This is a genomic window from Clostridium sp. HCS.1, assembly GCF_047900555.1.
Classification (GTDB): Bacteria; Bacillota; Clostridia; order Clostridiales; family Clostridiaceae; genus Clostridium.
Genome location: NZ_CP170704.1, coordinates 3,049,070 through 3,063,063, shown reverse-complemented (window position 1 = coordinate 3,063,063; position 13,994 = coordinate 3,049,070). Strand labels below are relative to the sequence as shown.

13 protein-coding genes are annotated in these 13,994 nt (G+C 29.0%); all 13 read left to right on the top strand.

Annotation, left to right across the window (positions count from 1 at the left end):
* Positions 1-11 precede the first annotated feature (11 nt).
* Entirely contained in the window at positions 12-1,793 is a 1,782-nt protein-coding gene (locus ACFYH6_RS14615) for a V-type ATP synthase subunit A (protein ID WP_416178232.1), read from the top strand.
* Complete coding sequence (locus ACFYH6_RS14610; protein ID WP_316344169.1) at positions 1,786-3,168, top strand: V-type ATP synthase subunit B; 1,383 nt, start codon at positions 1,786-1,788, stop codon at positions 3,166-3,168. The genes ACFYH6_RS14615 and ACFYH6_RS14610 overlap by 8 nt, the downstream gene beginning before the upstream one ends.
* 2 nt (positions 3,169-3,170) lie before the next feature.
* Positions 3,171-3,812: a V-type ATP synthase subunit D gene (locus tag ACFYH6_RS14605; protein ID WP_316344170.1), complete on the top strand. Its 642-nt coding sequence runs from the start codon at positions 3,171-3,173 to the stop codon at positions 3,810-3,812.
* Between the two features lie 195 nt (positions 3,813-4,007).
* A complete protein-coding gene (locus ACFYH6_RS14600; protein WP_416178233.1) occupies positions 4,008-4,961 on the top strand; it encodes an MraY family glycosyltransferase in 954 nt (317 codons plus the stop codon).
* A 190-nt stretch (positions 4,962-5,151) separates the two neighbouring features.
* Positions 5,152-5,625: an NADH-quinone oxidoreductase subunit NuoE gene (nuoE, locus tag ACFYH6_RS14595; RefSeq protein WP_416178234.1), complete on the top strand. Its 474-nt coding sequence runs from the start codon at positions 5,152-5,154 to the stop codon at positions 5,623-5,625.
* A gap of 1 nt (position 5,626) precedes the next feature.
* Positions 5,627-7,531, top strand: coding sequence for an NADH-ubiquinone oxidoreductase-F iron-sulfur binding region domain-containing protein (locus ACFYH6_RS14590; RefSeq protein ID WP_416178235.1), 1,905 nt, complete (start codon positions 5,627-5,629; stop codon positions 7,529-7,531).
* On the top strand, positions 7,531-9,252 hold the full coding sequence (locus ACFYH6_RS14585) for an NADH-dependent [FeFe] hydrogenase, group A6 (RefSeq protein ID WP_416178236.1): 1,722 nt from the start codon (positions 7,531-7,533) through the stop codon (positions 9,250-9,252). Before ACFYH6_RS14590 ends, ACFYH6_RS14585 begins: the two co-directional genes overlap by 1 nt.
* A gap of 218 nt (positions 9,253-9,470) precedes the next feature.
* Positions 9,471-10,025, top strand: a complete 555-nt coding sequence (locus tag ACFYH6_RS14580) for a DUF5317 family protein (RefSeq protein WP_416178237.1) — start codon at positions 9,471-9,473, stop codon at positions 10,023-10,025.
* 22 nt (positions 10,026-10,047) lie between these two features.
* Entirely contained in the window at positions 10,048-10,512 is a 465-nt protein-coding gene (locus tag ACFYH6_RS14575; RefSeq protein WP_416178238.1) for a hypothetical protein, read from the top strand.
* Positions 10,509-11,180 carry an accessory gene regulator ArgB-like protein gene (locus tag ACFYH6_RS14570; RefSeq protein WP_416178239.1) on the top strand — a complete coding sequence of 224 codons (672 nt, stop codon included), beginning with the start codon at positions 10,509-10,511 and terminating at the stop codon, positions 11,178-11,180. Before ACFYH6_RS14575 ends, ACFYH6_RS14570 begins: the two co-directional genes overlap by 4 nt.
* Positions 11,164-11,298 (top strand): cyclic lactone autoinducer peptide, encoded by a 135-nt coding sequence (locus ACFYH6_RS14565; protein WP_416178240.1) that lies wholly within the window; start codon positions 11,164-11,166, stop codon positions 11,296-11,298. Before ACFYH6_RS14570 ends, ACFYH6_RS14565 begins: the two co-directional genes overlap by 17 nt.
* 56 nt (positions 11,299-11,354) lie before the next feature.
* Positions 11,355-13,055: an HD-GYP domain-containing protein gene (locus ACFYH6_RS14560; RefSeq protein ID WP_416178241.1), complete on the top strand. Its 1,701-nt coding sequence runs from the start codon at positions 11,355-11,357 to the stop codon at positions 13,053-13,055.
* A gap of 20 nt (positions 13,056-13,075) precedes the next feature.
* Positions 13,076-13,993, top strand: a complete 918-nt coding sequence (locus ACFYH6_RS14555) for a Gfo/Idh/MocA family protein (protein ID WP_416178242.1) — start codon at positions 13,076-13,078, stop codon at positions 13,991-13,993.
* Position 13,994 lies beyond the last annotated feature (1 nt).

Below are 13,994 nucleotides of genomic sequence, written 5' to 3'. Positions count from 1 at the left end.
AGGTTAGTACGTTGAAGACCGGAAAGATAATTAAGGTTGCAGGTCCTTTAGTTGTTGCTGAAGGGATGGAAGAAGCAAATATATTCGACATGGTAAAGGTTGGAGATAAGGGTCTTATTGGAGAAATCATAGAAATGAGAAATGATAAGGCTTCTATCCAAGTTTACGAAGAGACTACAGGAATAGGGCCAGGAGACCCAGTATTTACTACTGGAGAACCATTAAGTATAGAATTAGGACCAGGTCTTATTGAATCAATGTTTGATGGGATTCAAAGACCTCTTGATGCTTTTGAAAAAGCAGCAAACTCACCATTTCTAAAAAGAGGTGTAGTTGTAAAATCATTAAATAGAGAAAGAGTATGGACATTTAATCCTACAGTTAAAATAGGAGATATAGTAGAAACTGGAGATATTATTGGAACAGTTCAAGAAACTTCAGTTATTCTTCATAAGATAATGATACCTTATGGAGTAAAGGGAAAAATAAAAGAAATTAAATCAGGAGATTTCACTGTAGTTGATACTGTTTGTATAGTAGAAACTGAAAAGGGTGATAAGGAAGTTACTTTAATGCAAAAGTGGCCAGCAAGAAAAGGAAGACCATATGCAAGAAAATTAAAACCAGATGCTCCTATGACTACAGGACAAAGAGTAATAGACACATTTTTCCCTGTGGCTAAAGGTGGGGCTGCATCAGTTCCAGGTCCATTTGGAGCTGGTAAGACAGTAGTTCAACACCAAGTAGCTAAATGGGGAGATACTGAAATAGTTGTATATGTTGGATGTGGAGAACGTGGTAATGAAATGACAGATGTTCTTAATGAATTCCCAGAACTTAAAGATCCAAAAACTGGTGAAAGTTTAATGAAGAGAACAGTGCTTATTGGTAATACTTCAAATATGCCAGTTGCAGCTAGAGAAGCTAGTATATATACAGGTATTACAATTGCAGAGTACTTTAGAGATATGGGATATTCAGTTTCAATAATGGCTGATTCAACATCAAGATGGGCAGAAGCATTAAGAGAAATGTCAGGAAGACTTGAAGAAATGCCAGGAGATGAAGGTTATCCAGCATATCTTGGATCAAGACTGGCTGATTATTATGAAAGAGCTGGTAAAGTAGTATGTTTAGGTAAAGACGGTAGAGAGGGTGCTGTAACAGCAATTGGAGCTGTATCACCTCCAGGAGGAGACCTTTCTGAACCAGTTACTCAAGCAACTCTTAGAATAGTTAAAGTTTTCTGGGGTCTAGATGCTCAATTAGCATATAAGAGACATTTCCCATCAATAAACTGGTTAAATTCATATTCATTATATGCAGACACTATTGATATATGGATGAATGAAAAAGTTTCATCAGATTGGTCAACTTTAAGACAGGAAGCTATGACTTTACTTCAAGAAGAATCAGGCCTTCAAGAAATAGTAAGCCTTGTTGGTATTGATGCACTGTCTGAAAATGATAGACTTAAATTAGAAGTAGCTAAATCAATTAGAGAAGACTATCTTCAACAAAATGCATTCCATGAAGTTGATACATATTCTTCACTAGATAAGCAATATAAGATGTTAAAATTAATACTTCTTTTCAGAAAAGAAGCAGAAAGAGCATTAAAAGCAGGGGTTTATTTAAATAAAATCTTAGGATTAGATGAAATTAGAGATAAGATTGCAAGAAGTAAATACATTCATGAAGATAATATAAATAAGATGGATGAAATTGCAGTAGAATTAAAATCTGCTATAGATACACTAATAACTGAAGAAGGAGGTGTTCTAGATGCTTAGAGAATACAAGACAGTAACAGAAATTGTAGGACCTTTAATGGTTGTTGAAGGCGTTGAAGGAGTTAAATATGATGAATTAGTTGAAGTAGAGCTTCAAACTGGTGAAATGAGAAGAGGTAAGGTTCTTGAAATTAATGGAACTAGAGCAATGGTTCAACTTTTTGAAGGCTCTTCAGGAATTAATTTAAAGGAAACAAAGGCTAGATTTTTAGGAAAACCACTTGAACTTGGTGTTTCAGAAGATATGCTAGGTAGAATATTTGATGGTATGGGACACCCTATTGATAATGGTCCTAATATAATACCTGAAAAAAGATTTGATATAAATGGAGAAGCAATTAATCCAGTATCAAGAGATTATCCATCAGAATTTATACAAACTGGGATTTCAGCTATTGATGGTCTTAATACATTAGTAAGAGGACAAAAATTGCCTGTTTTTTCAGCATCAGGACTTCCTCATGCTCAATTAGCGGCACAAATAGCAAGACAAGCGAGAGTTTTAAATTCAGATGCTAACTTTGCAGTTGTATTTGCTGCAATAGGTATTACTTTCGAAGAATCACAATTCTTCGTGGATGAATTTAATAAGACAGGAGCAATAGATAATTCAGTATTATTTATGAATCTTGCATCAGACCCAGCTATTGAAAGAATAGCTACACCAAGAATGGCTCTTACTGCAGCAGAATTTTTAGCTTATGAAAAGGGAATGCATGTACTTGTTATTATGACTGATATAACAAACTATGCAGAAGCTTTAAGAGAAGTTTCAGCTGCAAGAAAAGAAGTTCCAGGAAGAAGAGGATATCCAGGATATCTATATACTGACCTTTCAACATTATATGAAAGAGCAGGAAGATTAAGAGGAAAAGAGGGTTCTATAACTCAAATTCCAATTTTAACAATGCCAGAAGAAGATAAAACACATCCAATTCCAGACTTAACTGGATATATAACTGAAGGACAAATAATTCTTTCAAGAGAATTATATAAGAAGGGTGTTGTACCTCCAATAGATGTTTTACCATCACTTTCAAGACTTAAAGATAAGGGAATTGGTAAAAACAAAACTAGAGAAGATCACGCTGACACAATGAATCAATTATTCTCTGCTTATGCACAAGGAAAGCAAGCAAAAGAATTATCAGCTATTTTAGGTGAGTCAGCATTATCAGATACTGATAAACAATATGCTAAATTTGCAGAAGCTTTTGAAGAACAATATGTTTCTCAAGGCTTTACTACAAATAGAAGTATAGAGGAAACTTTAGAATTAGGATGGAAACTTTTAAAGATACTTCCAAAAACAGAACTTAAGAGAATTAGAGATGAATATCTTGAAAAGTATATGCCAAAGGGAGATGAAGAGTAGCCATGGCAAGATTAAATGTCAATCCTACTAGAATGGAGATGTCTAAGCTAAAGAAAAGATTAGCTACAGCAACAAGAGGACATAAACTTTTAAAGGATAAGCAAGATGAGCTTATGAGACAATTCGTTAATCTTGTCAAATATAATAATGAATTAAGAAAATCTGTAGAAGCAGAGCTTCAAGGAGCACTTAAGGATTTTGTTATGGCTAGAGCTGTTATGAGCTCAGAATTTTTAGAAGAAGCAGTAGCTTATCCAAAAGAAAGTATATCTGTTGAAGTAGGAACTAAAAATATAATGAGTGTTAATGTTCCTAAAATGGATTTTCATAGGCAGCTTGAAGGTGATGAAGGTAGTATATTCCCATATGGTTTTGCAACAACATCATCAGAGTTAGATGATTCTATTGCTAAATTATATAATATGTTACCTAAATTATTAGAATTAGCAGAAGTTGAAAAATCAACTCAGCTAATGGCAGATGAGATTGAAAAGACTAGAAGAAGAGTTAATGCCCTTGAATATATGACTATACCTTCATTACAAGAAACTATTAAATATATTAGAATGAAGTTAGATGAAAATGAAAGAGGAGCTTTAACTAGACTTATGAAAGTTAAAGATATAATACAAGCAAAAAGCTAACAAATTTATTGTATAATATAAAAAGAATAACAAAATGTGAAATGGGTATAAAACTATTAAATGAGTTTTATACCCATTTATAATTTTAAAAATAAATCGTCATCCTTTTGTCATTGATAAAAATAGGTGATAATAGTATAATTAGATAATAATTATTTACATAATAAAATAGCAGTAGGTTTTAAGGAGCATATTATGAGATATATTTTATCTTTAGTATTATCATTTTTAATAGTTTATTTTATAACACCCTGGTTAATGAAATTATCTACTAAATTTAGTTTTACTGATAAACCAACAAAAAGAAAAAAACATAATAAAGAAACTCCACTTTGTGGTGGATTAGCAATGTTTATAGGATTTTTTATAGTTTATTTTTTAATAAATAACTACACATTAACAAAGGAGAAAATTTGGATATTTATAGGGTCATTATTAATTTTAGTAATAGGATTAGTTGATGATTATTATAAAACTAGAGGAAAGGAATTTCCAATATACCCAAGATTGATAGTTCAATTAATAGCAGCATTTATAATATATAGTGCTGGAATTGTATTTAGAGGATTTACTAATCCCTTTACAGGTGAATATATAGTATTATCAAATATTTTACAATTAATATTAACAATTACATGGATATTTGGTGTAACAACAGTTATTAATTGGTCAGATGGAATGGATGGACTTGCTGGGGGATTGTCTCTCATATCATCTATTACCTTTGCAGGAGCAGCAATTATATTGAAACAAAGTGAGTCTATTACTATGTCACTAATTGTTTCTGGAGTTACACTTGGATTTTTAAAATATAATAGGTACCCTGCTAAGATTTTTATGGGAGATTCAGGTGCAAACTTTTTAGGTTTCATTTTAAGTATAATTGCTTTAGATGGAGCTTTTAAACAAGCTACATTAATGAGTATATTTATACCTATATTAGCATTAGCAATCCCTATTTTTGATAATCTCTTTGTTATAGTAAAAAGATTTATTGATGGAAAGCCAGTATATCAAGCAGATAGAAGTCAAATCCATTATAGATTAGAATCAAAGGGATTTACTCCAAAGCAAGTTGTAACATATATAAACATGGTTAGCTTAGCTTTTAGTTTAATATCAATTATTCTATTATTAATAAAAAATTAAGTATAAAATTCAGCTTTATAGCTGAATTTATTTTATATTAAAAAGTTTGAAAATTAGGAATATTTTAATTGCATTCTAATTATAATGTTAGGATGCAATTTTTTTATTTAATTAATATAACATATATGATAATATACAATATATGGAATATTTTGGATATTATAAAAGTTTGTTTGTGGGAGATGATTTAATGGACAGGTGTTGTAAGTTCAAAGATTTAGAATCATTTATTCAAGAAGGAAATGATGATGAAAGCTCCTTAATTGCAGTTTTACATCAGGCTCAGAACCTTTATGGATATTTGGGAAGGGAAGTGCAGGAGTATATAGCAGAAATGTTAAATATACCAGTTTCAAAGGTTTATGGTGTAATAACTTTTTATTCATATTTTTCTACCCATCCAAAAGGAAAATATGTAATTAGTATTTGCACTGGAACTGCTTGCTTTGTAAGAGGAGCAAATGATATAGTAGAAGATTTTAGAAAAGTCTTAGGTATAAAAGATGGAGAAACCACAGAAGATGGATTATTTACATTAGATACTTTAAGATGTGTAGGTTCTTGCGCTATTGCACCAGTAGTACTAGTTAATGACAAGGTTTATGGACATTTTACTAAAACTAAAGTTACTGAATTAATTAATGATTTAAGGGAGCAAGGCTGATATGGAAAAAATTATAGATTATAAAGAGCTATTACAAAGGGTTAGTGAATGTAAAAGTAAAATTGAAGTAAGACAAAATCCAGATAAGTTTAATAAGGGGAAAATAGAAGAAAGACATATATTAATTTGTGGTGGACCTGGTTGTAAAGCATCAAATGCAGATAAAATACAGGAAAGATTTAGAGAAGAGATAGAAAGATTAGGACTAGAAGAAAAAATAAAAATCATAATGACTGGATGCTTTGGATTTTGTGCTAAGGGGCCAGTAATAGAAATTATGCCTGATAAGGTTTTTTATATTGAAGTTAAAGAAGATGATGTGAAAGAAATAATAGAAAGTCATATACTTAATGAGGAAGTGGTTGAAAGATTATTATATGAAGATAAAGATACTAAAGAAAGAATAAAAGTAAAAGAAGAAATACCCTTTTATAAGAAACAAGTTAAAATAGCCTTAAAAAATTGTGGAGTTATAGATCCAGAAAATATAGAAGATGCTTTGGCAGTTGGAGCTTATACTGCTTTAGGAAAAGCTATAACATCTATGACTAAAGAGGAAGTTATAAAAGAAGTTACTGAATCTGGATTAAGAGGAAGAGGTGGCGGTGGCTTCCCAACAGGTAGGAAATGGGAAACTGCAAGAAGATCTGAGGGAGATATAAAGTATGTAATTTGTAATGCAGATGAAGGGGATCCAGGAGCATTTATGGATAGAGCTATATTAGAAGGAGATCCTAACTGTGTATTAGAAGCCATGGCTATTTGTGGATATGCTATAGGAGCAAGTAAGGGATACATTTATATTAGGGCAGAGTATCCCTTAGCGGTGCATAGATTAAAGATTGCAATTTCTCAAGCTAGAAGTTTGGGGTTGCTTGGGGAAAATATATTAAATACTGGTTTTGATTTCGATATTGAAATTAAGTATGGTGCTGGAGCCTTTGTATGCGGAGAAGCAACTGCTTTAATACATTCTATAGAAGGACAAAGGGGAGAGCCTACTATGAAACCTCCTAGAACTTCAGAAAAGGGATTATGGCAAAGGCCTACTTGTGTTAATAATGTGGAAACTTTCGCAAACATTAGTCAAATAATTAACAATGGTGCTGGTTGGTATAGTAGTATAGGAGCAAAAAAATCAACAGGAACAAAGGTATTTGCATTAGCAGGAAATATAAATAATGTAGGATTAGTTGAGGTTCCAATGGGTATTCCACTAAGAGATATAGTATATGAAATAGGTGGTGGATTATCAGATAATAATGAACTAAAAGCTATTCAAACAGGAGGACCATCAGGTGGATGTATTCCTATAGAATATTTAGATTTACCAATAGAATATGATACCCTTACTGACATTGGCTCAATGATGGGTTCTGGAGGAATGATAGTAATGGATAAGGATAATTGTATGGTTGACATAGCAAAATTCTATTTGGAATTTAGTGTTGATGAATCCTGTGGAAAGTGTACTCCATGCAGAATTGGTAATAAAAGAATATTAGAAATAATAGAAAAAATAACTAAAGGAAAAGCTAATGAAGAAGATTTGAATAAGTTAGAGGAACTTTGTCAAGTAGTTAAAGACACATCTTTATGTGGATTAGGTGAAGCTGCCCCTAATCCTGTAATTAGTACTATTAAATTTTTTAGAGATGAATATAAAGAGCATATAATAAATAAAAAATGTAAAGCTGGAGTTTGTAAACAGCTATTAAAATATGATATTACAGATGAATGTATTGGATGTACTAAGTGTTTAAGAGCTTGCCCAATATTAGCTATTAAGGGAAAACTTAGAGAAAAGCATTTTATAGATAATGATAAATGTATAAGATGTGGATTATGCTTTGAAGCATGTCCCGCTAAAGCCATAGTTAAAACTAGCTTAGGAGGGGATAATTAATGGTTAATGCAAAGATAAATGGTATTAATATAGAGGTGGAGAAAGGGACAAGTATTTTAGATGCAGCAAAAGATGTAGATATAAGTTTACCAACTTTATGTAATTTCTATATGGTAGATGGAAAAACAAGAAATTGCAAAGGAACTTGTAGAGTATGTGTTGTTGAAATTGAAGGAAAAGAAGGGTTAGTACCTTCTTGTGCTACAGAAATAAAAGAAGGAATGTCTATAAGAACTAATTCTTTAAAGGCTATTAGAGCACGGAGAACTGTAACTGAACTCTTATTATCAGATCACCCTATGGACTGCTTAAAATGTGAAAAAAATAACATTTGTGAGTTGCAGAATTTAGCTGCAGAACTTGGAATATATGAAAATCCGTATGTAGGGGAAAGAAATAGATTTGATTTAGATATCTCTGAAGGATTCGTAAGAGATAGAGAAAAATGTATCCTATGTAGAAGGTGTGTAACAGTATGTAATGAGGTACAAAAAGTAAACGCTATAACAGTAGCTAATAGAGGATTTAAAAGTAATATTTCAACTTTTGGTGATGAAAGTATAAAAAATACTAATTGTACTTATTGTGGTCAATGTATAGCTGTTTGTCCTACTGGTGCCTTAAGAGAAAAAATGAAGTATCAAAAAGTTTGGGAGATATTAGATAGCGATAAATATGTTATAACACAAATAGCTCCAGCGGTAAGATATGCACTAGCAGAGGAATTTGGATTAGAGTCTGGAAAATTATCTATAGGTAAAATAGTATATGCATTAAAAATATTAGGTTTTGATTTAGTATTTGATACTGATTTTGCAGCAGATTTAACTGTGATGGAAGAGGCTAATGAATTTTTAAAAAGATTTTTTTCAGATAAAAACTTACCTCTTATTACAAGTTGTTGTCCAGCTTGGATAAAGTATGCAGAAAATAACTATGGTAATAATCTAGATTTTCTTTCCACTTGTAAGTCGCCACAACAAATGTTTGGAGCCATTGCTAAAAATTATTTGCCAAATAAACTAGGATTAAATAAAGAAGATATAAGAGTTGTATCAATTATGCCATGTATATCAAAAAAGCAAGAAGCTAACAGAGTGGAAATGAAAGATGAAAATGGAACAAGAGATGTTGATATAGTAATAACTACAAGAGAACTTGCTAAATTAATAAGAGAAGCAGGAATTAATATAGTTAATCTTCCAGATAGAGATTTTGATAATCCTTTAGGAGTAGCAAGTGGAGCAGGTGCTATATTTGGAGCCAGTGGTGGAGTTATGGAAGCTGCTTTAAGAACATCTTATGAATGGATTACAGGAGAAACTTTAGAAAAAGTTGACTTTGAAGCTGTAAGAGGTCTAGATGGTATTAAAGAAGCTAAAATAGATTTTAATGGTAAAGAAATAAATATAGCTGTAGTTAGTTCTCTTGGAAATGCAAAGAAAGTAATGGATGATGTAAGAAATGGAAAATCAAAATATCAATTTATAGAAGTTATGGCTTGCCTCGGAGGATGTATTAATGGAGGTGGCCAACCTTACATTAAAGCAAATAGAGAAATATTAAAAAGTAGAATGGAATCTATTTATATGGAAGATAAGGAAAAGTCAATTAGAAAAGCCCATGAAAATCCAATGATAAAAGAACTTTATAATGAATACCTCATTAAGCCTAATAGTGATATAGCTCATGATATTTTACATGTCAAATACAAAAAATAGTATTATCTAATAAATAGGGGGATTTATTTAAATATATTTCCCTATTTTTTTGTTTTTTTCAACTAAAATATATATAATCATATTTATTTAATAAAAATATAAAAAAGTTATGGAAAAGAATAACAGTTGATAGTATAATTGTTGTATAAAAATTAAATATAATTAATATTATGTTTAATATATTTATTTACATTAAAGTAAAAGGTGAATACTTAACTATGTTAGAAACAATAATTATTTCATTAATATTTTGTAAAGTAAAGAAATTTAAGATAAAGCCAATATTTAAAAAATGGGCTATATACCCAGTTATATTTATGGAAGTAGTTTATTTAATTGTACAAGCTAATATTTTTAGTGAAAATTATAGTATGATTAAGTATGTAGGGACATTAAAAACATTATATCTATGTTCCTATTTACCACTTATATTTACTTATAGGCAATATGTTTCAGCTATAGTAGGATCAATATTTGTTGTTATAGGAGGAATATTAAATGATCTAGCAATTTCTGCAAATAATGGATATATGCCTGTATTCCCAAGCCTTTCATATTTAACTGGATATGCCAAAGTTGATTCTTTTGCAAAGGTCCAGGATATTCATATATTAGGGGATGCTTCAACTAAATTAAAGTTTTTAACTGATATATTTGATATTGGGTATAGCGTTCTTAGCCTAGGAGATATATTTATAAGAGGATTTGTATTTATTATTATATATAATACAGTAAAATATATAAATTTAACTAATGAAAACAGTATCAAATAATTCGATAAAAAGGAGACGTAATATGTTACAATTAAAACCAATAGAATTTCTATTAAGAGCATTACCAGAAGGTTTTTTAGTTATATTAGCAATTTATATTTTTTCTAAAACAAAGATAAATAATAAAAAGTATGTAATTACAAGTTTAATATTTTCTTTAATTACATACACCGTTAGAATGCTACCAATAAATTATGGGGTACATATAGTTCTATCTATATTATTTTTATTATTAATTGTAGTTTCTTATAATAAAATAGAAGTTTTAGTTGCTATAAAAAGCATTATATTTATATACTTGATACAGTTTGTATCAGAAGCAATAAATGTTTTAATACTTACCTTTATGAATATTGATTTAAATATTCAATTTGAAAATCCAATTTACAAATCAGTCATGGGGATTCCTTCCTTGATAATTACTGGAATTATAATATTAATATTCTATATAATTAACAATACGATAAGGAAGAATAAAAAAGTATGAATTTAGAATTATTAAGTAAAAAAATATCTAATGATTTAAAGGAAGAATTAAAATTAGATGAAGACAAAAGAAGTATTATTGAATATGGAATATTTGCTTTTTTTCAAATGGGACTTTCAATATTATTGGTAGCCATAGTTGGTTTAATATTTAATGTAATGTTTGAAGCCTTAATAATATCTTTTTCTGGAGCTATTTTAAGGAAATTTTCAGGTGGAGCCCATGCAAGTACTTCAATTAATTGTTCAATATTGGGCGTATTAATTTCTGTTATACCAGCATATATATTACAAAAAATATTTTTAAATGTGAATTATACAACTATTATAGGAGTTTTATTATATATTATTTCATTAATAATTATTTATAAGTTAGCACCAGTGGATAGTCCTAATAAACCAATAAAAAAGAAGGAAAAAATAAAAAGATTAAAAAGAGGATCTATTATTATTTTATCTATTTATATGATTGTAGTATTTATCAACATAAGTATTTATTATATTAAAGATATTAACTCATTGTTAGTTTATTGTTTTTGTATTTATGTAGGTATATTATGGCAAGTTTTTACTTTGACAAAATATGGTCATATTATAGTTAATAAAATAGACTCTTTATTAATAAAAATTCTTAAAATAATAAGGAGGAAAAATGAAAAAGTTAAATAATAAAGTATTAATGGCTGTTGCAGCTTTTGCTACAGTAATTGCATCTGTAGTATCAACTTCAGCTTGTTACTGGTTAATGTTTCAACCAGAAGAGCCTAAAGCTTTAAGAGATGAATAATTAAATAAAGGTCGGATTTTTCCGATCTTTATTTGGCATAGAAAGAGATGATGACTATGGTAAGTATGAAAAATAACAGATTAAAAGAAATAAATGATATGGTTTCAATAGTAAAATTAGCCTCATTAATGTTTACTGGAATTATATTTTTTCAATATTTTTTTAATGAAGATAAAATAAAGGGGAATTTTATTTATGTTCAGTCAGCTTCTACAGTAATAATGATAACTGTATTAATATTATTATTTATATATATTTTATGGTCATTTCCTACAACAAATAGAATGAATAAAAAAAGTTATAAATATATAATGTTTATAGAAAATTTGGTTTTTATTGCTATATTTTTTGTGGCAATAATTTTTTCTGGAACTAATGAAAGTGAATATAAATATATATTTTTATTCATAATAATGACTTCAACTATACAACTTGGGTTAAAAAATGGGATAACAGTTGCTATAATATCATCAGTTTTAATATTAGCAATGGATATTATTTGCTTTAAAGATGCAGGTGGAGTTAATAAATATTTTCAAAATGATTTAATATTATCAGGAATATTTATTTTAACTGCATGGCCATTAGGTTTTTATGTAAAAATTGAAGGAGAACATATAAATAAATTAGAGGAGCTTGTAAATAAGGATGGCTTAACTGGAGTTTATAACCATAGATATTTTCATGATAAATTAAAAGAGAAAGTAGCATTATCAAAGAAAAGTAATAAACCTGTTTCTATGGTATTTGTTGATATAGATTATTTTAAGCATTACAATGATTTAAACGGACATCAAATGGGAGATGAAGTTTTAAAAACTATAGGGAAAATATTGAGAGAAAATTTAAGAAAAAATGATATATCAGCTAGATATGGTGGAGAAGAATTTGCAATTATTTTACCTGATACCACTGAGGATGAAGCTGTCCTTATAGCAGATAAAATTAGGAGAATTATAGAAAGTACTAAATTTGTAGGTGAAGAAAACCAGCCTAATGGTGTTTTAACTGCTTCTATGGGTATATCTGTTTATCCAGATAAAGCAAAGGATGATGTTACCCTTATAAAAAGTGCAGATGATGCATTATATAGAGCTAAGTTCTTTATGAAAAATAGAGTTGAAACATACACATCTATATTAGATGAAATAAGTGCAGATATAGATAAAGAAGATATAGAGTTAGTTGCATCTATTAAGACATTAATTAGTGTAATAAATGCTAAGGATAGATATACATATGGACATTCTGAAAGAGTTGTTCTTTATAGTAGATTGCTAGCTGAAAAACTAAAATTAAATGAAAAAGATAAGAAAATACTAATTTATAGTGCTTATATGCATGACATAGGTAAGATTAATATTTCTAAGGAAATTTTAACTAAAAGGATGCCTTTAAATGACGAAGAATGGGAAACACTTAAGAAACATCCTGAAGATGGTATAGAAATTATTAGACCAGTAAAGTCCTTAGAAGCTGTTATACCTATAATATTACATCACCATGAGAAATATAATGGTACAGGATATCCAAGGAACTTAAAAGGAAATGAAATTCCTTATTTGGCTAGGGTGCTTTGCGTTGTAGATAGCTTTGATGCTATGACTTCAAATAGGCCTTATAATGTTAGAAAGACATATGATGAAGCAATAGAAGAAATTAGAAAATATAAAGGGATACAATTTGATCCTGAAATAGCAGAAAAGTTTATAGAAGTAATTAATGAGAATAAAAATAAATTAGACACTTTAATTTAATAAAGCTGGGGGTGAAAGTTTTGAAAATAGGTATAATTGGATTAGGAAATATTTGTGAAAAAGCATATTTACCAGTTGTTACATCTTTAGATGATGTAGAATTAATTTTTTGTACTAGAAATATAAATAAGCTTAAGTATTACTCAGAGAAATACAGAGTTTCAGAATATGTAGCTTCAGTTGATGAATTAATAAATAAAAATATAGAAGCAGCATTTATTCATACAGCCACGGAAAGTCATGCAGAAATAATCGAAAAATTATTAAATAATAATATTCATGTATATGTTGATAAACCTATAAGTTATAGTTATGAAGATGCTGTTAGATTATCAAATTTAGCTAAATCAAAGAATAAAATATTTATGGTTGGATTTAATAGAAGATTTGCACCTATGTATTCTAATTTAGAAAATATGGGATTGCCAACAATAATAAAATTAGAAAAAAATAGACTAGATAGCCCTAAGGATCCAATTGTTTTTGTATTAGATGATTTTATACATGTTTTAGATACAATTAGATTTTTAGCAAAAGATAATTTAGAAGTATTAAATGTTTCTGGTAAAAAGAAGGATGGCTTATTATATAATTTAGTTGTCACTTTAGGAAATGATAAAACTACTTGTATTGCTATGATGAATAGAGAAAGTGGAGCAAATGAAGAAGTTCTAGAGTACTATACTTCAGGAACAAAAGTAATAGTAAAAGACTTAGTTAACTCTAATATATTGTCGGAAAATACTGAAAAGTTACTAAAATTTAATGACTGGGATACTATTCTTTACAGAAGAGGCTTTGAAGTTATAATTAAAGAATTTATAAAGGCTGTCAAAGATCACAATCAAGATAATCTGCTAATAGAGGATTCATTAGAAACTCATAAATTATGTTTTGAAATACTTAATAAAATACATGAAATTAAGGAAGTGAAATAAT